We start from the raw sequence: 21,327 nt of genomic DNA, 5'->3' as shown, positions 1-21,327 counted from the left end.
ACCCGGTGCTGGTGACCAACCGGTTCGTGGTCGACGTCGATGTCGCCGAGAACTTCACCGCGCGGGCGTACGCCGCCCTCGCCGCCCTCGCGGCCCGACCCGGGTACCTGCGCGGCCAACTGGTACGGGCCCTCGACGACCCCCGCCACTGGTGCCTCGTCACCGAGTGGGAGTCCGTCGGCACCTACCGCCGGGCCCTGGGCGGCTTCGACGTCAAGGTCACCGCCGTCCCACTGCTCGCCGAGTCGGTCGACGAGCCGTCCGCGTACGAGGCGTTGGCCAGCGCCGCCCCCGGCGGGGACGTCGTCGTGGCTCCGAGCGATCGGGCCTCTGCCCCTTACCGATGAGTCCCGGGGCACTACCCTGCTCTCATGAGCGCTCCCGGACCGGCGGCCCCCTCGCCGTACCCCTCGCTGCCCGGCCAGGACGGCGGCGCGCAACCCCCGGTCGTGACCGGTCCACCGACGGGCCCGGCCGTTCCCGTCCCCCCGGCCGGCCCCGGCGTCGCGCCGCCGTTCGCGGCACCGCCCACCGAGGGCCGCAACACCCGGCTCTGGCTGGGGCTGGGCGCCGGTGCGCTCGCCCTCCTGCTCTGCTGCGGTGGCGGCGGGGCGGCCGTGGTCGGGCTCGCCGTCACCGGCGTGCAGGCGGTCGAGGAGCAGGGCCGGCGCGCCTCCCAGGACTACTACCAGGCCCTGGTGGAGCGGAAGTACGGCGCCGCGTACGAGCAGCTCTGCGAGTCCGCGCAGCAGCGCGAGTCCCGGCGGGACTTCGAGCGCCGCGTCGGCGACGAGCCGCAGGTGGCCGACTACCGCGTGGGTGAGGTGGACACCACCTCGCTCACCGTCCCGGTCGACGTGACCTACACCGGTGGGGACCGCGACCGTCAGCAGGTGACCCTGGAGCAGGACCGGCAGACCGGTGCCATGGAGGTCTGTGCGATCAACTGACCACGCCCCCCGGTATTCTGCTGGGCTCGGGGCGCCGCTGGTCGTACCGTTGTCCCGAACTGTTCGTTCCATCCCACTGTGTCCCCGCCGGCCGCCAGCCGGCGTAGGAGGAAACATGCCAGCCGACCGTATCGACGCCATCGTCAGCCTCGCCAAGCGCCGAGGCTTCGTCTTCCCCTCCAGCGAGATCTACGGAGGCACCCGGTCGGCGTGGGACTACGGTCCGCTCGGCGTGGAGCTCAAGGAGAACGTCCGGCGTCAGTGGTGGAAGACGATGGTCCAGCAGCGCGAGGACGTCGTCGGCCTGGACTCCGCGGTCATCCTGGCCCGCAAGGTCTGGGAGGCCTCCGGCCACATCGCCGAGTTCGTGGACCCGCTCACCGAGTGCCAGTCGTGCCACAAGCGGTTCCGGGCCGACCACCTCGAAGAGGCGTACGAGGCCAAGCACGGCAAGCCGCTCACCTCGCTGTCCGAGCTGAACTGCCCGAACTGCGGCAACAAGGGCACCTTCACCGAGCCGAAGATGTTCAACGGCCTGATGAAGACCCACCTCGGCCCGGTGGAGAGCGAGGAGGGCCTGCACTACCTGCGCCCGGAGACCGCCCAGGGCATCTTCGTGAACTACAACAACGTGGCGACCGCCGCGCGCAAGAAGCCGCCGTTCGGCATCGCGCAGACCGGCAAGTCGTTCCGCAACGAGATCACCCCGGGCAACTTCATCTTCCGCACCCGCGAGTTCGAGCAGATGGAGATGGAGTTCTTCGTCGAGCCGGGCACGGACGAGCAGTGGCACGAGTACTGGCTCCAGGAGCGCTGGAACTGGTACCTCGACCTCGGGCTCTCCGAGGAGAACATGCGCTTCTACGAGCACCCCAAGGAGAAGCTCTCCCACTACTCGAAGCGCACCGTCGACATCGAGTACCGCTTCCAGTTCGGCGGCTCCGAGTTCGCGGAACTGGAGGGCATCGCCAACCGCACCGACTTCGACCTGTCCACGCACAGCAAGCACTCCGGTGTGGACCTGTCGTACTTCGACCAGACCAAGAACGAGCGCTGGACGCCGTACGTGATCGAGCCGGCCGCCGGTCTCACCCGCGCGGTGCTGGCCTTCCTGCTCGAGGCGTACGACGTGGACGAGGCGCCGACCACCAAGGGCAAGATGGAGGAGCGCACCGTCATGCGCTTCGACCCGCGGCTCGCCCCGGTCAAGGTGGCGGTGCTGCCGCTGTCCCGCAACGAGGCGCTGTCGCCGAAGGCGAAGGACCTCGCGGCGCAGCTGCGCAAGCGCTGGGTGGTGGAGTTCGACGACTCGCAGGCCATCGGCCGTCGCTACCGCCGGCAGGACGAGATCGGCACCCCGTTCTGCGTCACGGTCGACTTCGACACGCTGGACGACAACGCCGTGACCGTCCGGAACCGGGACACGATGGGCCAGGAGCGCGTCTCCCTGGACCAGGTGGAGCGCTACCTCATCGAGCGCCTCCCCGGCTGCTGAGGTGTAAGGAAGGGCCCCTTCTTAACGCCTCAGGTAGAGGAGGGGCCCCTTCTTAACGCCGGCACCGGCTGCGCCGACGCCGACCCGGCCGGGCGCCGACTACGACGGTGCCGCTACCGACTCGACCCGTACCCCGGTGGTGGCGCCGGCACCCGGCCGGGACGCGTACGCGTCCTCGACCATCCGGCGGATCCGTACCGGATCGCGTCGCAGCTGGGCCGGCGTGAAGTGCAGGACCAGGATGCCGTGCCGACTCAGCTCGTTGTGCCGGTCCAGCGTCCGGGCCCAGTCGGCGGGGCTGAAGTGGTACTCCTGCGAGTCGACCTCGAGCGCCACCGCCGCGTCGGCCAGGTAACCGTCCGGCGTCGGGAGGACCCCGCCCTCGCCGGTCCGCAGGCGAGGGTTCCACAGGATCTCCGGCAGCACGCCGCTGTCACCGAGGCACTCCCGCAGCTCCGCCTCGGGCGCCGACCGCGTGCCGGCGGCCACCTCCGCGAACGCCTTCCGGATCAACGCCGTCCGGCTCCGCCGGGCCCGCCGGATCTCCTCGTCGAGGGTGGCCAGGTCGGTGAAGCCGCGCTGCACGGCCTCCCCGACCATCGCCCGTACCGGACGAAGCTGGCGCAGACCGCGGGCCGCGTCCACGACGGCCCGCGCGGGCGAGCACACCGCGTACAGCGACGTCCGCCGGGCCCGGGGATCAAGGGCCAGGGCCCGCGCGACCATCGCATGACCGGCGGACGCGCGCCGCGCGTGGTGCGGCACGATCAGGTGTACGTCCTCGGTGCGCGGGCTCTGCCGGAAGCCGTACCAGGTCAACGCGGCCAGACCGGTGACCTGCGCGTCCGGCCCGGTGTAGAGCGCGGCGGAGATCCGCCGCTGCTCGTCGGTGAGGGTGCCGGTCACCAGCGCGTACGTCGCCGGCAGCACCCGCTGCCAGAGGCCCCGCCGGGTCTGCCGGTACAGGTACATGTCGTCGAGGCCGGCGGCCAGGAGCTGGGCGCGGGTCATGATCTGCTGCTGCCGTTCCGCCGTGTCGGCGAACTCGGGCGGTCGTTCACGCATGCGCCGCAGCATCGGTCCTCGACCGGTGTCGTGTCCCCCCTGCCCGCCCGGCCTGTGGACGGCCACCGCCGCTGTGGAGAACCCCCGCCGGGCACGTCGGATGTGATATGCGCCGTGTTAACAGGGGGCCCTTCCTCTGCACGAGGCGTTAAGCGGGGGCCCTTCCTTACACTTGGGCGGTGACTGCGACGACTGCTCCCGTGCTGCGCCCGTTGACCCTCGGGCGGCATGTGGTGTCGCCGCCGGTCGTGCTGGCGCCGATGGCCGGGATCACCAATGTCGGGTTCCGCCAGCTCTGCCGTGAACAGGGCGGCGGCATCTACGTGTGCGAGATGATCACCACGGTGGCGCTGGTCGAGCGGAACCCGAAGACGCTGCGCATGATCGCCTTCGGTGACGACGAGCAGCCGCGCAGCCTCCAGCTCTACGGCACCGACCCGGAGGTCACCGCCGCCGCCGTGCGGATCGTGGTCGAGAAGGACCTCGCCGACCACATCGACCTCAACTTCGGCTGCCCGGTGCCGAAGGTCACCCGCAGGGGTGGCGGCTCGGCGCTCCCGTGGCGGCGGCGGCTCTTCGCCCGGCTGGTGAAGGCCGCGGTGGACGCCGCGTCACCGGCCGAGGTGCCGATCACCGTCAAGATGCGCAAGGGCATCGACGACGACCATCTGACGTACGTCGAGGCGGGCCTCGCCGCCCAGGACGCCGGCGTCGCGGCGGTGGCCCTGCACGGGCGTACGGCCGCCCAGCGCTACTCGGGCACCGCCGACTGGGACGCGATCGCCACCCTGAAGCAGGCGCTGGACGTGCCGGTGCTCGGCAACGGCGACATCTGGGAGGCCGACGACGCCCTGCGGATGGTGGCGCACACCGGCGTGGACGGGGTGGTGATCGGCCGGGGCTGCCTGGGCCGCCCGTGGCTGTTCGCGGACCTGGAGGCCGCGTTCGACGGGCGCCCCGAGCGGCGGCTGCCCGACCTCGGCGAGGTCGCGGCGACCATGCGCCGGCACGCCGAGCTGCTCGTCGACCAGTTCACCGCGGGCGCCCGGAACCCGGCCCGGGGTGAGCGGGACGGCTGCACCGACTTCCGCAAGCACGTCGCCTGGTACCTCAAGGGCTTTCCGGTCGGCAGCGAGCTGCGCCGGTCGCTCGCCATGATCGAGAGTCTCGCCCAGCTCGACGACCTGCTCGGCAAGCTCGACCCGGCGGTTCCGTTCCCGGTGGAGACGCTGGGTCAGCCGCGCGGCCGGACCAACTCGCCCGGCAAGGTGTTCCTGCCGGAGGGCTGGCTGGCCAGCCGCGACGACGACACGGTTCCCGAGGGTGCCGAGCTGGACGACTCCGGCGGCTGACCCGACCAGATGTTAGGAAGGGGCCCTTCTACAACCTCAGGCGTTAACAGGGGGCCCTTCCTTTCTGCCCTCGGCGGTGAGGCGTGGCGTGGGTATGCCGGTCGGCGCGGTGGAGGCGGTCGGCCAGGGGATCTCGGGGGAGCGGTGGAAGACGATGCCCGCCGTGTCCCACCGGGTGCCGTGCCCGGCCAGCCGCTCCCGGAAATCGGCCCAGTCGTGCGTGGCGTGGGGTGACCAGCCCAGCTCGGCGATGGCCGGCAGGCGGGGGAACAGCATGAACTCGATCTCGGCGCGGGAGGTCACCGACTCGGTCCAGAGCGGTGCCTCCACGCCGAGGACGGCTTCCGCCGGCACGTCGGCCAGGTGCGTGCCCGGGTCCCAGTCGTACGCCCGGTGCACGTCGACCAGACCCGCCCAGTCGTGTCCGATCGGGGTGTCCGGGGCGTACTTCATGTCGAGGTAGGCATGGTTGCCGGGGGAGAGGACGAGCCGCGCGCCCCGGCGTACCGCGTCGGCGGTCACCGGGTCGTCGCCCGTCGTGCCCCACCACTGGAGGACCCGTCCCGGCGCGTGGGCCGCCGGGGCGATCTGGTGCCAGCCGACCAGGGTCTTCCCCAGGCCGGACACGATCCGCTGGACCCGCTCGACGAAACCGGCGTACGCGGCGGCGGGCACCTTGAACGCCTCGTCCCCGCCGATGTGCAGGAACGGGCCGGGGGTCAGCGCGGCGATCTCGCCGAGCACGTCCGCGACGAAGTCGTACGTCCGCTCGCTCGCCGGGTCGACGTAGCTGAAGCCGACCTCGGTGCCGGTGTACGGCGCAGGCGTGATCCCGTCCGGCGCCAGTTCCCCGTACGCGGTCAGCGCCGCGTTGGTGTGCCCGGGCAGGTCGATCTCCGGCACCACCGTGACGTGCCGGGCGGCGGCGTACGCGACGATCCGGCGGTAGTCGTCCCGGCTGTAGTGCCCGCCCGGTCCGCCACCCACCCCGGTCGCACCGCCGACGGTTGCCAGCCGGGGCCAGGAGTCGACGGCGATCCGCCAACCCTGGTCGTCGGTGAGGTGCAGGTGCAGGTGGTTGACCTTGTACCGGGCCAGGTGGTCGATCACCCGCAGGACGTCGGGGACGCCGAAGAAGTGCCGGGCGACGTCGAGCATCGCGCCCCGGTACGCGTACCGGGGCCGGTCGACGATCGTGCCGCCGGGGACGACCCACCGCTCGGCGACCGGGGTCGGGCTCTCGACGGCCGCCGGAAACAGTTGGCGGAGGGTCTGCACGCCGTGCAGCAGTCCGGCCGGGGTGACGGCGGTGAGGCGTACGGCGGTGCGGGTGACGTCGAGCCGGTAGCCCTCGTCGCCGAGGGAGCCGGTCGGCTCGGGGGCCGGCGACGGGGAGTCGACGGCGGGTGCGCCGGAGAGGGTGAGCACCAGCGGGCCGTCCGACGCGGTCTCGGCGGTCTCGGCGACCGGCAGCGGGTAGCCGGTCGCGGGACGCAGCAGGGCGGCGAGCTGGGCGGCGACCGCTCGGGCACCCGGGTCGGGGCCGACCCGTACCGCCGCGTCCTCGGACAGGACGAAGTCGGCCGTCGCGTCCGGGGCGACGTGTTCCGGGGCGGGCACCACGTCACCCAGCCGGACCGGCGCGGGCGGGGCGAGCAGCTCGCCCGCTTGCTGGAGCGCGGTCCGCGCCAGGTCGGCCGCGGTCGCTCCGGTGGCGGAGAGAGGTGCGGGGCCGAGCGGGTCGGGGCCGGTCGGGCGGGCGGCGGGGGTGGTGGGCACGGCGACGACTCCGGGGGTGTATTCGCGCGGGATATGGCAAAAGTCAGGTTCGTCGAAACCAGTGCCGTCAAGAGTACGAGGGGAAACCGGATTGCGTGATCGTGCGCGTGGAAGCGTTCCCAAAAACCGGTACGGACGCGGACAGTGGTGACGGTTGTGCCGATTGTCACCGAGCATTCCAAGCTGCGCGATGTTCGCTTAACCTTCGCCCACCGAACGCCGACCACCCGGGATTACCGGAGGTTGGTCCCGGGGTATGTGCGAACTGAACCTTCGTTAAGTGTCAATTTCCGGCGCGCGTGGGAGGCGGACGGTGGCAGCGCAACAAGCGGTGGAACACAAGTACGTCTACGACTTCTCCGAGGGCAACAAGGACCAGAAGGACCTGCTCGGCGGCAAGGGGGCCAACCTGGCCGAGATGACCAATCTCGGCCTGCCGGTTCCGCCCGGTTTCACCATCACCACCGAGGCCTGCAAGGCGTACCTCAGCACAGGTGAGGAGCCGGCCGGGCTCGGCGACCAGATCTCCGCCCGGCTCGCCACCCTGGAGAGCGCGATGGGCAAACGCCTCGGCGACCCCGACGACCCACTGCTGGTCTCCGTCCGCTCCGGTGCGAAGTTCTCCATGCCCGGCATGATGGAGACCGTCCTCAACGTCGGCCTCAACGACCGCAGCGTCGAAGGACTCGCACGACAGGCGGGCGGCAGAGCGGACTCGGCCGCCTCCGGCGGCGCAGACCGCTTCGCGTGGGACTCCTACCGTCGCCTGATCCAGATGTTCGGCAAGACGGTCTGCGAGGTCCCCGGCGAGGAGTTCGAGCACGCGCTCGACGACGCCAAGCGCGCCAAGGGCGTCACGAACGACCTGGATCTCGACGCGGACGACCTGCGGGGTCTGGTCGACGCGTACAAGAAGATCTTCAGCAAGCACACCGGCCGGGAGTTCCCGCAGGAGCCGCGCGAGCAGCTCGACCTCGCCATCAAGGCCGTCTTCGAGTCGTGGAACGCCGACCGCGCCGTGCTCTACCGCCGGCAGGAGCGCATCCCGGCCGACCTCGGCACCGCTGTCAACGTGGTGGCGATGGTCTTCGGCAACCTCGGTCCGGACTCCGGCACCGGCGTGGCCTTCACCCGGGACCCCGCCAGCGGCGCCCAGGGCATCTACGGCGACTACCTGGCCAACGCCCAGGGCGAGGACGTCGTCGCCGGCATCCGCAACACCGTGCCGTTGCAGGAGCTGGAGCAGCTGGACAAGAAGTCCTACGACGAACTGCTCGGCATCATGGCCCGGCTGGAGGAGCACTACAAGGACCTCTGCGACATCGAGTTCACCATCGAGCGCGGCAAGCTGTGGATGCTCCAGACCCGGGTCGGGAAGCGTACCGCCGCCGCCGCGTTCGTCATCGCCGGCCAGCTCGTCGACGAGGGGCTGATCGACCTGGACGAGGCGCTGCACCGGGTCAACGGCGCCCAGCTCGCCCAGCTGATGTTCCCCCGGTTCAAGCTCGACCACGAGTTCCAACCGGTCGCCAAGGGCATCGGCGCCTCGCCCGGCGCGGCGGTCGGCAAGGTGGTCTTCACCTCGGCGCGGGCGGTGGAGCTGGCCGCCGAGGGCGAGTCGGTGATCCTGGTCCGCCGGGAGACGAACCCCGACGACCTGAACGGCATGATCGCCGCGCAGGGCATCCTCACCTCGCGCGGCGGCAAGACCAGCCACGCCGCCGTGGTGGCCCGCGGCATGGGCAAGACCTGCGTGTCCGGCGCCGACGAGCTGGACATCGACATCCCGGGGCGGACGTTCGTCGTCGGCGGGCAGACCGTCTCCGAGGGCGACGTCGTCTCCATCGACGGCACCACCGGCAAGGTGTTCCTCGGCGAGGTGCCGGTCATGCCGTCGGAGGTGGTGCAGTACTTCGAGGGCAGCCTCGACCCGGCGCACGTGGACAACGCGCTGGTCCGGGCCGTACACCGGATCATGTCGCACGCCGACGGCAAGCGGCGCCTGCGGGTACGGACCAACGCCGACACCGGCGCGGACGCGGCCCGGGCCCGGCGCTTCGGCGCCGAGGGCATCGGTCTGTGCCGCACCGAGCACATGTTCCTCGGCGACCGCAAGGAGCTGGTGGAGCGGCTGATCCTGGCCCGCGACGGGAAGGAGCGGGAGGACGCGCTCGCCGCGCTGCTGCCGTTGCAGCGCGCCGACTTCGTCGAGATCTTCCGGGAGATGGACGGCCTGCCGGTCACCGTCCGGCTGATCGACCCGCCGCTGCACGAGTTCCTGCCGCCGCTGGAGCAACTGGCGGTGAACGTCGCCGTCGCCCAGGAGCGCGGCGAGGACGTCGCCAAGGAGGAGGCGCTGCTCTCCGCCGTCCGGCGGATGCACGAGCAGAACCCCATGCTCGGGCTGCGCGGCGTCCGTCTCGGGCTGGTCATCCCGGGCCTGTTCGCCATGCAGGTCCGCGCGATCGCCGAGGCCGCGGTGGAGTGCGCGAAGCAGGGCGTACGGTCCTGCCCGGAGATCATGGTCCCGCTGGTCGGGGCCGTGCAGGAGCTGGAGACGGTACGCGCCGAGGCGGAGAAGATCATCGCCGAGGTGACCCGGGAGCAGCCGGTCGACGTGCTGATCGGCACCATGATCGAGGTACCCCGGGCCGCGCTGACCGCCGGCCAGATCGCCGAGGCGGCGGAGTTCTTCTCCTTCGGCACCAACGACCTCACCCAGATGGGCTGGGGCTTCTCCCGCGACGACGTCGAGGGTGCGTTCTTCTGGCGCTACCTGGAGCTGGGCATCTTCGGCATCTCACCGTTCGAGTCGATCGACCGCGAGGGCGTCGGCCGGCTGGTCCGGATCGCCACCGAGGAGGGCCGGGCGGCCCGGCCGGGGCTGAAGATCGGCGTGTGCGGCGAGCACGGCGGTGACCCGGAGTCGGTGCACTTCTTCCACGAGGTGGGCCTGGACTACGTCTCCTGCTCGCCGTTCCGGGTGCCCGTCGCGCGGCTGGAGGCCGGTCGTGCGGTGGTGGAGACGGGCGGCTCCGACAGCCGCTGAGGACTGCGGGGTACGACAGGCGGCGGCGGGCCCGGGGGAGCGGGTCCGCCGCCGCGGTCGTGCCGGCGGTCGCGGGGCCCCGGGACGATGCCCGGTCGGTCGGCTCGTGCCGTCGGCGCTGTCGTGCCGTGGCGGGCTCAGACCGGGGGGCGACGCCAGGTGTGGTGCGGCGCCCGGCGGGGGAGGCCCGCCATCGGCGTGCGGACCGCCAGGGTGGCGTGGGCCTGCGGCACCGGGGTCGCCCCGACCCGTGCGGTGCTCCGGTCGAGTGCGGAGCCGGCGCGGGACGCCACGGCACGGGCGTCGGCGTGCAGCACCTCGAGGTCGGCCTCCGGGGTGGCGACCAGGGTCAGCAGGGCGTTCCGGCCGGCCGGATAGGTCACCACGGCCCCGGCGTCGGTGCGGACCACCGACTCCCGGAAGGCGCCCCGCCGGACGGTGTCGGCCACCCGGTGGCCCAGCCCGAAGCTGGCCGCCGCCAGGGCGGCCAGGTGTGTGGCGTCGGTCGCCGGCAGGTCGCTGGAGATGAGCAGGCCGTCGGTGCCGGCCAGCACGCTCCCGGTAACCTCCGGGCGGCGTCGGCGCAGCCTGCGCAGCTCCGTTCCCACCATGGTGTCCACGTCCACGAGCGATCCCTCTCCGGTCGGGCTTCCCAGGTTGGTGACGATGCGCGCTGGGAACGTTACCGGGCGCCCATGTCGGCCCGCGAGCCCGTAACCCTCGGCGATCGGGCGACAACTCCCGACTGAACGGAGGGTTGTCAGTTGCCCGGACCACCGTCTTCCGGCGCGCCGCCGGCGCGCCGGTCACACCCGTCGGGCGTAACCTGACGGCATGAGCAGCGCCTGGGAGAGCCTGACGGTGGACGCCCAAGACCCGGCCCGACTGGCCCACTGGTGGGCCGAGGCGCTCGGCTACAAGGTGGTCTCCGAGAAGCCGGACGAGGTCGAGATCCGTCCGGCCGCCGACCGCCTGCCCGGCCTCGTCTTCGTGCCGGTGGCCGCCGGCAAGCAGGGCAAGAACCGGCTCCACCTCGACCTGCGCCCCGACAATCAGGAGGCTGAGGTCGAGCGGCTGGTGGACATGGGCGCCCGGCACGTCGACATCGGCCAGGGCGATGTGGGATGGACGGTGCTCGCCGACCCCGAGGGCAACGAGTTCTGCGTCCTTCGGCAGCGTGGGGATTGACCCTCCGGCCCGCTGACCCGGACGTCGACCGGTGGGCCGCCGAGCCGCCGAAGGACACCGGCCACGGCCGCTCGCCGTACGAGCGGGACCGGGCCCGGGTGCTGCACTCCGCCGCGTTCCGGCGGCTCGCCGCCAAGACCCAGGTGCACACCGCCGGCACCGACGACTTCCTGCGTACGCGGCTGACCCACTCGCTGGAGGTCGCGCAGATCGCCCGGGAGATGGGTGCCCGGCTGGGCTGTGACCCGGATCTGGTGGACACCGCCGGGCTCGCCCACGACCTGGGCCACCCACCGTTCGGACACAACGGCGAGGACGCGCTGGACACCCTCGCCGCCTCCTGCGGCGGCTTCGAGGGCAACGCGCAGACCCTCCGGGTGCTCACCCGTCTGGAGGCCAAGGTGCTCGCGCCGGACGGCGCCTCGGCAGGGCTCAACCTCACCCGCGCGTCGCTCGACGCGGTCAGCAAGTACCCCTGGTCGCGCCGGCCGGGGGAGCGGAAGTTCGGGGCGTACGCCGACGACCTGCCGGTCTTCACCTGGCTGCGGGCCGGCGCGCCCGCCGGCCGGCGGCGCTGCCTGGAGGCCCAGGTGATGGACTGGGCCGACGACGTGGCGTACTCGGTGCACGACGTCGAGGACGGCATCCACGGCGGGTACGTCTCGCTCGGTCCGCTGCTCACCGACCCGGACGAGCGGGCCGCCCTCTGCGCCGACGTGGCCGCGACCTACTCCGGCGAGTCCCCGGCCGACCTCGGCGCGGTGCTGCTCGACCTGCTCGCCGACCCGGTGCTCGCCCCGCTCGCCGGGTACGACGGCAGCCACCGGGCGCAGGCGGCGCTGAAGACGACCACCAGCGTGCTCACCGGCCGCTTCGTCACCGACGTGGTGGCCGCCACCGAGGCGGACTTCGGTCCCGGCCCGCACCGCCGGTACGCCGCCGACCTGGTGGTGCCGCGGGAGATCCGGGCACGCTGCGCCCTGCTCAAGGGCATCGCCCTGCGGTACGTGATGCGTCGCCCCGGTGCCCGTGGACGCTACGAGCGGCAGCGGGAGATCCTGGCCGGGCTGGTCGGCGTGCTGGCGGACCGGGCGCCGGTCGGACTGGACGAGGTCTTCGCCCCGCTGTGGCGGGAGGCGGCCGACGACGGTGCCCGGCTGCGGGTGGTGATCGACCAGGTCGCCTCGCTCACCGACCCGGCCGCCGTGGCCTGGCACGCCCGCCTGGTCGGGGCCGCGGCGCCCGGGGCGGGGGACCGCCGATGGGCTTTGCCAGCAAGTTAGGTTAGCCTAACCGGCATGACGGAGCGCCCGAAGAAGATCACGACCGCCCGGGTGGTACGCACCGAGCGACCCACCCCGCACGTGATCCGGCTCGTGCTGGGTGGTGCGGAGCTGGTCGGCCTGCCGATCGGCGAGTTCACCGACCACTACATCAAGATCGTCTTCCCGGTGTCGGGGGTCGACTACCCGGCCCCGATGGACCTCGCGGCGATCCGTCGTGACCTGCCGCCCGCGCACTGGCCCCGGCTGCGCGCGTACACCGTGCGGGCCTTCGATCCGCTGGCCGTCGAGATGACCGTCGACGTGGTGCACCACGGCGACGAGGGGCTGGCCGGCCCCTGGGCCGCCGCGCTGCGCCCCGGCGACGAGGTGCACTTCACCCGGCCCGGCGGCGCGTACGCCCCGAGCCCGGACGCCGACTGGCACCTGCTGGTCGGCGACGAGAGCGCCCTGCCGGCCATCGCCGCCGCCCTGGAACGGCTTCCCTCCGGCGCGCCGGCCGTGGCGCTGATCGAGGTCGACGGACCGGCCGACGAGCAACCCCTGCCCAGCCCCGGCGCGGTACGGCTGACCTGGCTGCACCGCGGCGCCCGCCCGGTCGGCGAGGCCCTCGTCGAGGCGGTCGGCGAGCTGGACTTCTCCGCCGGTGACGTGCACGCGTTCGTGCACGGCGAGGCGACCTTCGTCAAGGAGCTGCGCCGGCTGCTGCGCGTGGAGCGGGGCGTGCCGCGCGAGCGGCTCTCCATTTCCGGGTACTGGCGGCGGGGCATGGACGACGAGGGCTGGCGCGCCACGAAGCAGGACTGGAACCGGCAGGTCGAGGCCGAGGAGACCGCCGCCCTGCCGGCCTGAGGTCAGAGCCGGGCGGCGTCCACGTCGGCGACCGCCCGGCCGACCAGATCGCTGAACCAGTGCCGCCGGAACGGCTCCGGCGCGAACGGGCCGGAGTCGTCGAGCGTGGGCAGCAGCACGTACGGCGCCAGGTCCGGCGCCCGCCGGGTCAGGTACGTGCGCAGGGTGGTGGCCGCGACCGCGTACCGGCGGCCCCGGTCGTTGAGCTCCACCTGACGCGCGAACACCGCGATGCCGAGCAGCAGCACGGGTCCTGGACCGCCTGGCTCGTCTCGCGGAGGTGCTCGTACTCGGCGAGGGCGATGGTCAGCGGTACGTCCGGTTCGTCGGTCATCCGGTGTCGCCTTATCCGTCCGTGACCCGGGCGGCACGAGGGTAGCGACCGACTGCAAGAGCAGCCCCGACGCCGCGCGCAGCGGTGGGCGCCACACGCGGCGTCCCCCCGCGGCGGAACGTCGGTCCGGCAGGGCAGGATGTACGCCGAGGGGGTGGCGACCATGGCGGGGCGGATCCGGGACGAGGACATCGCGCTGGTCCGTGAGCGCACCTCGATCGCGGAGGTCATCTCCGACACGGTGACCCTCCGGTCGGCCGGCGGCGGCAACCTCAAGGGGCTGTGCCCGTTCCACGACGAGAAGAGCCCGTCGTTCAACGTCTCGCCGGCCCGCAACGTCTTCTACTGCTTCGGCTGCGGGGTCGGCGGCGACGCGATCAAGTTCCTGATGGACGCCGAGCACCTCAGCTTCGTCGACTCGGTCGAGCGGCTCGCCGCCCGCGTCGGCATCCAGCTCCGCTACGTCGAGTCCGACCACACCACGCCGCGCGCCCGCCCCCAGCAGGGGCAGCGGCAGCGGCTCGTCGCCGCGCACGCCGCCGCCGTCGAGTTCTACCGGGCGCAGCTCACCACGGCCGGCGCCCGCCCGGCACGGGAGTTCCTGGCCCGGCGCGGCTTCGACCGGGCCGCGGCCGAGCGCTACGGCTGCGGGTTCGCCCCGGACGGCTGGGACCTGCTGACCAAGCACCTGCGCCAACAGGGCTTCACCCACGACGAGCTGGTCACCGCCGGGCTGTCCCGCGCGGCGCGCTCGGGCAGTCTCATCGACCGGTTCCGTCGCCGGCTGCTCTGGCCGATCCGCGACCTCGCCGGTGACGTGATCGGCTTCGGCGCCCGCAAGCTCTTCGACGACGACGACGGCCCGAAGTACCTGAACACCCCCGAGACGCCGATCTACAAGAAGTCGCACGTCCTCTACGGCATCGACCAGGCCAAGCGGGAGATCGCCAAGCAGGGCAAGGTCGTCGTCGTCGAGGGCTACACCGACGTGATGGCCTGCCACCTGGCCGGGGTGCCCACCGCCGTGGCCACCTGCGGCACGGCCTTCGGCGCCGACCACATCGGGGTGCTGCGCCGCCTGCTCATGGACACCGACGCGGTGGCCGGGGAGATCATCTTCACCTTCGACGGGGACGCCGCCGGGCAGAAGGCCGCCCTGCGCGCCTTCGACGACGACCAGCGCTTCGTCGGGCGTACCTTCATCGCGGTCAGCCCGGACAACATGGACCCGTGCGACCTGCGCCTGGCCAAGGGCGACCTGGCGGTTCGCGACCTGGTCGCCCGCCGCGAGCCGCTGGTCGACTTCGCCCTGCGGCACGTCATCAGCCGCCACGACCTGGACACCGTCGACGGCCGGGTGGAGGCGATGCGCCGGGCCGCCCCGCTGGTGGCCAAGATCAAGGACCGGGAGAAGCGCCCGGAGTACGTCCGCAAGCTCGCCGGCGACCTCGGCATGGAGATCGAGCCGGTGCAGCGGGCGGTGCTGGCCGCCGCCAACGCCCCACCGTCCGGGCGTGCGGGCGAGGCCGCGCCGCGCCCGGCCCGCCCCGAGCCGGTGGTGGACAGCCCGCAGGCCATGGTGGAGCGGGAGGCGCTGAAGCTCGCGTTGCAGGAGCCGGTGCTGGCCGGGCCGATGTTCGACGCGGTCGAGGCCCCGGACTACCGCCACCCCGTCCACGTGGCGGTTCGCGAGGCGATCGCCGCGGCGGGCGGGGCCGCGGCGGCGGCCGGCGGCGCGGTCTGGATCGAGTCGGTCCGCGACGCGTGCGCCGACCTCGCCGCCCGGGCGCTCGTCGGGGAGCTGGCCGTGGAACCGCTGCGGATCGACGGCGAGCCCGACCCGCGGTACGTGTCGATCACCATGGCGCGCGTCCAGTTTGGTTCGGTGACCAGCCGGATCAAGGACCTGAAGTCCCGGATCCAGCGGATCAACCCGGTCAACAACAAGGACGAGTACTTCGCCGCCTTCGGTGAGCTGCTGTCCCTGGAGCAGCACGCCCGAGCGTTGCGCGAGCAGGCCGCGGGAGGGCTCTGAGATGGGACTGTTCAGCCGGAAGCCGAAGCTGCCGCCCGCCGCTCGTCCGCCGCTGGAGACCGACGAGCGGGTGCTCGCCTGGGCCGCCGCCGGCAACGGCGAGGGCGACGGGGTGGTGGTGGCCACCAACCTCGGTCTCTGGCTGCCCGGGCGGGGCCACCGCCTGGGGTGGCACGACGTGCACAAGGCCGTCTGGTCCGGCCGGGAGCTGACCGTCACCCCCGCCGAGCGGGTCGCCGAACGCGACGGCTACCTGGTGGTGGCCGACAGCCCCGCCGAGACCCACCTCCTGCTCGACCCCGGGGAGCTGCCGCATCAGGTGCGCGCCCGGGTCACCCGCTCGGTCGCGTACACCCAGCAGCACCCGGTGCCCGGCGGCGCCGGACGGATCGCCGCGCGGCGCGTGCCCGGGACGGACGGCCTGACCTGGACGGTGCGCTTCGAGCCGGGCACACCCGCCGACGACCCGGAGGTTCTCGCGGAGACCGACCGCCTGGTCGCCGCCGCCCGCACCGCGACGACGCCGGGCGACGCCTGAGCTGCCCGACCTCAATCCGTGACGGCTGGGCAGCACGCCGGTGGGCGTGTCGTACCGCTGGCACGTCAGCGATCGGGCCGGCCACCGACGCGGCGGGCTGCGCCCCTTCTTGGGTGCGGGTGGTAACTCGGTGGGGAGTGTCGGTGGAGGTCGCTAGGGTTCCGGGGTGACCACGGCTCAGCCACTCATCCAGGCTCGGGGGCTGGTGAAGCGGTTCGGCGACTTCACCGCCGTCGACGGCATCGACGTCGAGGTGCGCTCCGGCGAGGCGTTCGGCTTCCTCGGGCCCAACGGCGCCGGCAAGTCCTCCACCATGCGAATGGTCGGCTGCACCTCTCCGCCCACCGGCGGGGAGCTGCGCATCCTCGGCATGGACCCGGTCGCCGACGGGCCGGCCATCCGGGCCCGCCTCGGCGTCTGCCCGCAGCTCGACAACCTCGACCCCGAGCTGACCGTCCGGGAGAACCTGACCACGTACGCGCGCTACTTCGGCATCCCGCGCCGGGTGGCCCGCGCCCGTGCGGCCGAGCTGCTCGACTTCGTGCAGCTCACCGAGCGGGCCGACAGCAAGGTCGAGCCGCTCTCCGGTGGCATGAAGCGCCGGCTGACCATCGCCCGCGCGCTGGTCAACGAGCCGGAGATCGTGCTGCTCGACGAGCCGACCACCGGCCTCGACCCGCAGGCCCGGCACCTGGTGTGGGAGCGGCTGTTCCGGTTGAAGCAGCAGGGCGTCACCCTGGTTCTCACCACGCACTACATGGACGAGGCGGAGCAGCTCTGCGACCGGCTCGTGGTGATGGACGGCGGGCGGATCGTCGCCGAGGGCTCGCCTCGCGCGCTGATCGAGCAGCACTCCACCCGTGAGGTGGTGGAGCTGCGCTTCACCGCCGAGTCGCAGGAGCCGTTCGCCGGCAAGCTCGACGGGCTGGGGGAGCGCGTCGAGGTCCTGCCCGACCGGATCCTGCTCTACGTGCCGGACGGCGACGCGGCGGTGGCCGAGGTCGGCGCGCTCGGGCTGACACCGGCCAACGTGCTCGTCCGACGCAGCAGCCTGGAGGACGTCTTCCTCCACCTCACCGGCCGCACCCTGGTCGACTGAGGTGTAAGGAAGGGCCCCCTCTTAACGCCTGGCGTAGTACAGGGGCCCCTTCTTAACGCCCTCCTCCGGCAGCCGAGTGGTGCGGTGCCCGTGCACCGGGACGGCGACGTACCCGTAGCATCGGCCGGACGCCTGGCCGCCGGTGGCCCGGACGCAGTGCTCGAAGGATGTCGATGTCTGGCGGGTCGGCTCGTACGCGACGTCAGGGCGGGCTCGGCGCGCTCTACCTCGGCATCTTCGCCACCGTCTGGTTCAGCGTGCCGGCCGCCGAGCAGCCGCTGCGCGGCGCGCTGGTGGCCGGCAGCGTGGCGGCGCTGCTCACCGCTTTCGCCGGTGGCATCGTGGGGGCCCGGTCCCGGGGTGCCGACGCGGGCCCGCGCGACCGGGCGGTGGACCGGCGATACCTCCTGGTCGTCGTCGCCGAGTTCGCCCTCGCCGCGCTCGGCGCCGTGGCGCTGGCCGCCGCCGGCCGGTCCGCGTTCATCCCGGTGCTGGTCTGTGCCGTGGTGGGGCTGCACTTCTTCCCGCTCGCCCCGCTGTTGGGCGACCCGCTGCTGCGCCCGCTCGGCGTGGCGCTGTGCGCGGTGGCGCTGGCGGGGCTGGTGACCGGATTGACCACCGGGGTGTCGGCGGGCCTGGTGGTCGGCACCGGCGCCGGCTCACTGCTGCTCGTCTACGCGTTCCGATCGCTGCGCCGCGCGTTCCGCGGCTGACCGATCCTGTACCGCACCCCGGACCGCGTACCCGTAGTCCCCGGTGGCGGCGGAAGTGGCGGAGACATGGACCTGACCGGTGCCCGGTGGCGCACAAGCACCCGCAGCGGCCCCGACGGCGGCAACTGCGTGGAGGTTGCCGACAACCTCTCCGGCGTGGTCGCCGTCCGTGACTCGAAGGATCCGGCCGGGCCGGTGCTGACCTTCGCGCCCGTGGCCTGGCGGGCGTTCGTCGCACGTACCCCGGCCCGGCCGTAGCGACCGGTCGCCGGTGACCAGCGTGGCGGGACGGCAGGCTCGTCACCGACCGTCGCCGAAGAGCGCATCGCCGAGGGGCGGTCGCAGGCCGGCGTTGGCGACGGTCGCCTCAAGTCGCGCCAGCCGACTCCTGATCTGATCGAGGTTGGCGGCCACGTCCCCGGATCCACCGCCGGTGGCGGCGGTCGCGGGTCCGGGCGCACCGGTACGGAGCTGCGCCCGCAGGGAGGCGACCTCCTCCGTCAGTGCGGTGATGGTCTGCTCGACGGCGTCGAGGAAGGCGTCGACCTCCTCTTCGTCGTATCCCCGCTTGCCCAGCGGAGGCTTTCTGAACGCGACGTTGTGGATGTCGGCCGGCGTCAGGTTGGGCATCGGCGTACTCCTCGGAGCGCGGTGGGCCCGATCGTACGCAGCCGACGCACGTCGTCGGGGCCGGGCAAATCAGGGCGACAGGGCAGGCCGGTCACCGTAGGGTGGCCGCGGTTGTCGTACCGGTCCGGTAGGAAGATCGGGTGAACGGGGAGCGTGGTGCCATGACACAGGCTGCGCGGGAGCGGGCCCGGCCGCCGTTGCCGCGCGTACCGGCGGTGGCGGTGCTCGCGCACTACCTGGTTGGCTACCGACGGACCTGGCGGGCGGGTGTCTTCTCCTCCTTCCTGCTGCCGGTGCTGACCGTGCTCGGGTTCGGCCTGGGGGTGGGCGCCTACATCGACCAGGGCGTCGGCGGGGTGCGGTACTTCGACTGGATCATCGGGGGCCTGCTCGCCTCGACCGCCCTCCAGGTGGCCATCGGCGAGTCCACGTGGCCGGTGTTCAGCAACTTCCGGTGGATCAAGACCTACTTCGCGCAGAGCGCGGCGCCGCTGCGGGCGGGTGACGTGCTCGGCGGGCACCTGGCCTTCGTGATCTTTCGGGTGCTCACCTCCATCGCCGCGTTCCTCCTGGTGACGGCGGTGTTGGGAGCGCTGCACTCGCCGTGGGCGCTGGCTGTCCTCCCGATCGTGGCGCTGCTCGGTCTGGCCGTGGCGGCACCGACCTTCGCGTACGCGGCGATGGTCGACAGCGACAGTTGGCTGGCGATGCTGTTCCGCTTCGCGGTCATCCCGATGACGCTGTTCGCCGGGGTGTTCTTCCCGGTCGAGTCGCTGCCGACGGCGCTGCGGTGGGCGGCGTACGCGACGCCCCTCTGGCACGGCGTCGACCTGTGCCGGGCGGCCACGCTGGGCGTCGCTCCCCAGTGGTCGGTCGCCGGTCACCTGCTCTACCTCGCGGCCTGGGCGCTGGGCGGCTGGTTGCTGGCCCGCCGCACGTTCCGCCGCCGGCTCGTCGTCTAGGGGAGGATGTCCATGGTCAGCTTCGTCCTGCCCCGTCTGGTCGACGTCTCCTCGGCGTCCCGACGCTCGGCCTCCGTGACCGAACGCAACGTCGCCGCGCTCCGGTCGGTCTACTGGCTGCTGCTGGTCTCCGGCCTCGTGGAGCCACTGCTCTACCTGCTCTCCATCGGCGTCGGGGTCGGTGCGCTGGTCGGCGACATCCCGCTGCCCGGCGGTGAGGTGGTGACGTACGCCGCCTTCGTCGCCCCGGCGATGCTCGCCTCGTCGGCGATGACCGGTGCGCTGGCGGAGACCACCTTCAACTTCTTCGGCAAGCTGAAGTACATGAAGCTGTACGACGGGGTGATCGCCACCCCGGTGCAGCCGTTCGAGATCGCCCTCGGCGAGCTGGCCTGGGCGATGCTGCGGGGCAGCGCGTACTCGGCCGCGTTCCTGGCGGTGATGGTGGTGATGGATCTGACGACCGTGGCGCGGGCGGCGGTGGCCTTCCCCGCCGCGGTGCTGGTCGGCTTCGTCTTCGGCGCGCTGGGCATGGCCATCTCCACCTTCATGCGCAGCTGGCAGGACTTCGACCTGATGGGGTCGGCGCAGTTCACCCTCTTCCTCTTCTCCGGGACGTTCGTGCCGGCCGAGGCGTACCCGACGGTGCTGCGGTGGCTGGTCGAGGTGACCCCGCTCTACCGGGCGGTGCACCTGATCCGCGGCATCGCCGTCGGCACCGCCGGATGGGGGTGGGTGCTCGACATCCTGTACCTGCTCGTGGTCCTCGCCCTCGGTCTGCTCGTGGCTTCGCGCCGGATGGGCAGGTTGCTCTACAAGTAGGTGGTTAACCCCCGCCTCCGCCGGGGCATGTCGAGGAGGACACCGCGACCATGAGGGAGGGGCGATGGCCTCCGATGAGTCTTCCGCGCACGGGCGCGACCACGACGTGAACGGCGCGGCCGGCGCCGGGGCCCGTGACCGGGAGCGGCCCGTCGGGCCGGACGAGGGGCCGGACAGCCCCGCCGACCTGCCGGGCAGCGGCTGGAAGGCGGCGCTGCGTCGCACGGTCAAGGAGTTCTCCGATGACAGCCTGACCGACTGGGCGGCGGCGCTGACCTACTACGGGGTGCTCTCGATCTTCCCCGGCCTGCTGGTGCTGATCTCCCTGCTGGGCCTGCTCGGCGACACCGCGAAGCAGGGCGTCCGGGACACCGTCAACGATGTGGTGCCGGAGGACAACATCCGGACGATCATCGACTCCGCCATCACACAGGCGGGACAGGCCGGTGGTCTGGCCAGCCTGGGGGCCATCTTCGGTCTGCTGGCGGCCTTCTGGTCGGCGTCTGGCTACATCGCCGCCTTCATGCGCGCCTCGAACACCATCTACGACGTGGAGGAGGGGCGGCCGATCTGGAAGACGCTGCCGATCCGGGTCGGCGTGACCGCGGTGGTCGGTGTGCTGCTGCTGGTCTGCGCGGTGATCGTGGTCTTCACCGGCGGCCTCGCCCAGGCGGTGGGGGACGCGATCGGGCTCGGCTCGACGGCCGTGACGGTGTGGAACATCGCCAAGTGGCCGGTGTTGCTGCTCCTGGTCAGCCTGATGTTCGCCATCCTCTACTGGGCCTCGCCGAACGCCAAGCACGGCGGCTTCCGCTGGGTCAGCCCGGGCGGCGTCCTGGCCGTGGTGATCTGGCTGGTCATCTCCGGCCTGTTCGCGTTCTACGTCAGCAACTTTGGCTCGTACAACAAGACCTACGGCGCGCTCGCCGGTGTGATCGTCTTCCTGATCTGGCTGTGGCTGAGCAACATCGCGATCCTGCTCGGGGCCGAGTTCGATGCGGAGCTGGAGCGCAGCCGCGCCATCGAGGCCGGGCACTCGGCCGACGACGAGCCGTACGTGGAGCTGCGCGACGACCGCAAGCTCAAGAAGAAGCGCAACCAGCGCAGTTCGGTCGACTGAGGCGAGGCCGTCCTTGCTGCCAGGTCCCGAAGAGACCTGGCAGCAAGGACAACGTTCTACG

21 protein-coding genes are annotated in these 21,327 nt (G+C 72.4%); 16 read left to right on the top strand and 5 right to left on the bottom strand.

Annotation, left to right across the window (positions count from 1 at the left end):
- Positions 1-5: 5 nt before the first annotated feature.
- From ACTMSW_RS06685 to ACTMSW_RS06675, 3 genes are all read left to right on the top strand, one after another.
- Positions 6-347: an antibiotic biosynthesis monooxygenase family protein gene (locus tag ACTMSW_RS06685; protein ID WP_441179566.1), complete on the top strand. Its 342-nt coding sequence runs from the start codon at positions 6-8 to the stop codon at positions 345-347.
- Between the two features lie 24 nt (positions 348-371).
- Positions 372-950: an Rv0361 family membrane protein gene (locus ACTMSW_RS06680; protein WP_441179564.1), complete on the top strand. Its 579-nt coding sequence runs from the start codon at positions 372-374 to the stop codon at positions 948-950.
- 115 nt (positions 951-1,065) lie between these two features.
- Positions 1,066-2,445: a glycine--tRNA ligase gene (locus ACTMSW_RS06675; protein ID WP_441179563.1), complete on the top strand. Its 1,380-nt coding sequence runs from the start codon at positions 1,066-1,068 to the stop codon at positions 2,443-2,445.
- Positions 2,446-2,544: 99 nt separating this feature from the next.
- Here the strand turns inward: ACTMSW_RS06675 and ACTMSW_RS06670 are convergent, their stop codons facing one another.
- Complete coding sequence (locus ACTMSW_RS06670) at positions 2,545-3,510, bottom strand: type IV toxin-antitoxin system AbiEi family antitoxin domain-containing protein (RefSeq protein ID WP_441179561.1); 966 nt, start codon at positions 3,508-3,510, stop codon at positions 2,545-2,547.
- A gap of 179 nt (positions 3,511-3,689) precedes the next feature.
- Here ACTMSW_RS06670 and dusB point away from each other — a divergent pair, with 179 nt between their 5' ends.
- Positions 3,690-4,862, top strand: coding sequence for a tRNA dihydrouridine synthase DusB (gene dusB / locus ACTMSW_RS06665; RefSeq protein WP_441179559.1), 1,173 nt, complete (start codon positions 3,690-3,692; stop codon positions 4,860-4,862).
- Between the two features lie 36 nt (positions 4,863-4,898).
- Here dusB and ACTMSW_RS06660 read toward each other — a convergent pair whose 3' ends face one another.
- Complete coding sequence (locus ACTMSW_RS06660; protein ID WP_441179684.1) at positions 4,899-6,674, bottom strand: family 20 glycosylhydrolase; 1,776 nt, start codon at positions 6,672-6,674, stop codon at positions 4,899-4,901.
- A gap of 280 nt (positions 6,675-6,954) precedes the next feature.
- Between ACTMSW_RS06660 and ppdK the strand changes: the two genes are divergently transcribed.
- Complete coding sequence (ppdK, locus tag ACTMSW_RS06655; protein ID WP_441179558.1) at positions 6,955-9,690, top strand: pyruvate, phosphate dikinase; 2,736 nt, start codon at positions 6,955-6,957, stop codon at positions 9,688-9,690.
- 137 nt (positions 9,691-9,827) lie between these two features.
- Here ppdK and ACTMSW_RS06650 read toward each other — a convergent pair whose 3' ends face one another.
- Positions 9,828-10,316 carry a roadblock/LC7 domain-containing protein gene (locus ACTMSW_RS06650; RefSeq protein ID WP_441179557.1) on the bottom strand — a complete coding sequence of 163 codons (489 nt, stop codon included), beginning with the start codon at positions 10,314-10,316 and terminating at the stop codon, positions 9,828-9,830.
- A 208-nt stretch (positions 10,317-10,524) separates the two neighbouring features.
- On the opposite strand from ACTMSW_RS06650, the gene ACTMSW_RS06645 reads away from it, so the two are divergent.
- Genes ACTMSW_RS06645 through ACTMSW_RS06635 form a run of 3 tightly spaced genes read left to right on the top strand, consistent with a single transcriptional unit; the run spans position 10,525 to position 13,013 of the window.
- A complete protein-coding gene (locus ACTMSW_RS06645; RefSeq protein ID WP_441179556.1) occupies positions 10,525-10,878 on the top strand; it encodes a VOC family protein in 354 nt (117 codons plus the stop codon).
- Positions 10,875-12,161 (top strand): deoxyguanosinetriphosphate triphosphohydrolase, encoded by a 1,287-nt coding sequence (locus tag ACTMSW_RS06640; protein ID WP_441179555.1) that lies wholly within the window; start codon positions 10,875-10,877, stop codon positions 12,159-12,161. The genes ACTMSW_RS06645 and ACTMSW_RS06640 overlap by 4 nt, the downstream gene beginning before the upstream one ends.
- Positions 12,162-12,176: 15 nt before the next feature.
- The gene (locus ACTMSW_RS06635; protein WP_441179554.1) at positions 12,177-13,013 is read left to right on the top strand and encodes a siderophore-interacting protein; all 837 of its coding nucleotides are present in this window, start codon (positions 12,177-12,179) and stop codon (positions 13,011-13,013) included.
- 2 nt (positions 13,014-13,015) lie between these two features.
- Here ACTMSW_RS06635 and ACTMSW_RS06630 read toward each other — a convergent pair whose 3' ends face one another.
- Positions 13,016-13,261 carry a hypothetical protein gene (locus tag ACTMSW_RS06630; protein WP_441179553.1) on the bottom strand — a complete coding sequence of 82 codons (246 nt, stop codon included), beginning with the start codon at positions 13,259-13,261 and terminating at the stop codon, positions 13,016-13,018.
- A gap of 225 nt (positions 13,262-13,486) precedes the next feature.
- On the opposite strand from ACTMSW_RS06630, the gene dnaG reads away from it, so the two are divergent.
- The 5 genes from dnaG to ACTMSW_RS06605 all read left to right on the top strand — a co-directional run bounded on the left by dnaG (position 13,487) and on the right by ACTMSW_RS06605 (position 17,990).
- Positions 13,487-15,382, top strand: a complete 1,896-nt coding sequence (gene dnaG, locus ACTMSW_RS06625) for a DNA primase (RefSeq protein ID WP_441179552.1) — start codon at positions 13,487-13,489, stop codon at positions 15,380-15,382.
- 1 nt (position 15,383) lies between these two features.
- A complete protein-coding gene (locus tag ACTMSW_RS06620) occupies positions 15,384-15,920 on the top strand; it encodes a hypothetical protein (RefSeq protein WP_441179550.1) in 537 nt (178 codons plus the stop codon).
- Between the two features lie 166 nt (positions 15,921-16,086).
- Positions 16,087-17,019, top strand: a complete 933-nt coding sequence (locus tag ACTMSW_RS06615; RefSeq protein ID WP_441179549.1) for an ABC transporter ATP-binding protein — start codon at positions 16,087-16,089, stop codon at positions 17,017-17,019.
- A 173-nt stretch (positions 17,020-17,192) separates the two neighbouring features.
- Positions 17,193-17,732 (top strand): hypothetical protein, encoded by a 540-nt coding sequence (locus ACTMSW_RS06610; protein ID WP_441179547.1) that lies wholly within the window; start codon positions 17,193-17,195, stop codon positions 17,730-17,732.
- A 66-nt stretch (positions 17,733-17,798) separates the two neighbouring features.
- Positions 17,799-17,990, top strand: a complete 192-nt coding sequence (locus ACTMSW_RS06605; RefSeq protein ID WP_441179546.1) for a DUF397 domain-containing protein — start codon at positions 17,799-17,801, stop codon at positions 17,988-17,990.
- Between the two features lie 42 nt (positions 17,991-18,032).
- On the opposite strand, the gene ACTMSW_RS06600 is transcribed toward ACTMSW_RS06605, so the two are convergent.
- Positions 18,033-18,362 carry a DivIVA domain-containing protein gene (locus ACTMSW_RS06600; RefSeq protein ID WP_441179545.1) on the bottom strand — a complete coding sequence of 110 codons (330 nt, stop codon included), beginning with the start codon at positions 18,360-18,362 and terminating at the stop codon, positions 18,033-18,035.
- A gap of 161 nt (positions 18,363-18,523) precedes the next feature.
- Between ACTMSW_RS06600 and ACTMSW_RS06595 the strand changes: the two genes are divergently transcribed.
- The 3 genes from ACTMSW_RS06595 (at position 18,524) to ACTMSW_RS06585 (ending at position 21,266) form a co-directional block, all read left to right on the top strand.
- Positions 18,524-19,324: an ABC transporter permease gene (locus ACTMSW_RS06595; RefSeq protein WP_441179544.1), complete on the top strand. Its 801-nt coding sequence runs from the start codon at positions 18,524-18,526 to the stop codon at positions 19,322-19,324.
- 12 nt (positions 19,325-19,336) lie between these two features.
- Positions 19,337-20,146 (top strand): ABC transporter permease, encoded by an 810-nt coding sequence (locus ACTMSW_RS06590; protein ID WP_441179543.1) that lies wholly within the window; start codon positions 19,337-19,339, stop codon positions 20,144-20,146.
- 64 nt (positions 20,147-20,210) lie between these two features.
- Positions 20,211-21,266 (top strand): YihY/virulence factor BrkB family protein, encoded by a 1,056-nt coding sequence (locus tag ACTMSW_RS06585; protein WP_441179542.1) that lies wholly within the window; start codon positions 20,211-20,213, stop codon positions 21,264-21,266.
- The last annotated feature ends 61 nt before the right edge of the window (positions 21,267-21,327 follow it).

The organism is Micromonospora sp. BQ11 (assembly GCF_052068135.1).
Lineage (GTDB): Bacteria > Actinomycetota > Actinomycetes > Mycobacteriales > Micromonosporaceae > Micromonospora.
The sequence above is the reverse complement of the archived record's forward strand: the minus strand, read 5'-3'. Positions and strand labels throughout refer to the sequence as shown.

What these genes read in the sequence shown, in the direction of transcription:
- ACTMSW_RS06645 (WP_441179556.1), top strand. Translation starts at nt 10,525, where the DNA reads ATGAGCAGCGCCTGGGAGAGCCTGACGGTGGACGCCCAAGACCCGGCC.
- ACTMSW_RS06675 (WP_441179563.1), top strand. Translation starts at nt 1,066, where the DNA reads ATGCCAGCCGACCGTATCGACGCCATCGTCAGCCTCGCCAAGCGCCGA.
- ACTMSW_RS06620 (WP_441179550.1), top strand. Translation starts at nt 15,384, where the DNA reads ATGGGACTGTTCAGCCGGAAGCCGAAGCTGCCGCCCGCCGCTCGTCCG.
- ACTMSW_RS06610 (WP_441179547.1), top strand. Translation starts at nt 17,193, where the DNA reads ATGTCTGGCGGGTCGGCTCGTACGCGACGTCAGGGCGGGCTCGGCGCG.
- ACTMSW_RS06680 (WP_441179564.1), top strand. Translation starts at nt 372, where the DNA reads ATGAGCGCTCCCGGACCGGCGGCCCCCTCGCCGTACCCCTCGCTGCCC.
- ACTMSW_RS06590 (WP_441179543.1), top strand. Translation starts at nt 19,337, where the DNA reads ATGGTCAGCTTCGTCCTGCCCCGTCTGGTCGACGTCTCCTCGGCGTCC.
- ACTMSW_RS06635 (WP_441179554.1), top strand. Translation starts at nt 12,177, where the DNA reads ATGACGGAGCGCCCGAAGAAGATCACGACCGCCCGGGTGGTACGCACC.
- ACTMSW_RS06585 (WP_441179542.1), top strand. Translation starts at nt 20,211, where the DNA reads ATGGCCTCCGATGAGTCTTCCGCGCACGGGCGCGACCACGACGTGAAC.
- ACTMSW_RS06605 (WP_441179546.1), top strand. Translation starts at nt 17,799, where the DNA reads ATGGACCTGACCGGTGCCCGGTGGCGCACAAGCACCCGCAGCGGCCCC.
- ACTMSW_RS06595 (WP_441179544.1), top strand. Translation starts at nt 18,524, where the DNA reads ATGACACAGGCTGCGCGGGAGCGGGCCCGGCCGCCGTTGCCGCGCGTA.
- dnaG (WP_441179552.1), top strand. Translation starts at nt 13,487, where the DNA reads ATGTACGCCGAGGGGGTGGCGACCATGGCGGGGCGGATCCGGGACGAG.
- ACTMSW_RS06600 (WP_441179545.1), bottom strand. Translation starts at nt 18,362, where the DNA reads ATGCCCAACCTGACGCCGGCCGACATCCACAACGTCGCGTTCAGAAAG.
- ACTMSW_RS06670 (WP_441179561.1), bottom strand. Translation starts at nt 3,510, where the DNA reads ATGCGTGAACGACCGCCCGAGTTCGCCGACACGGCGGAACGGCAGCAG.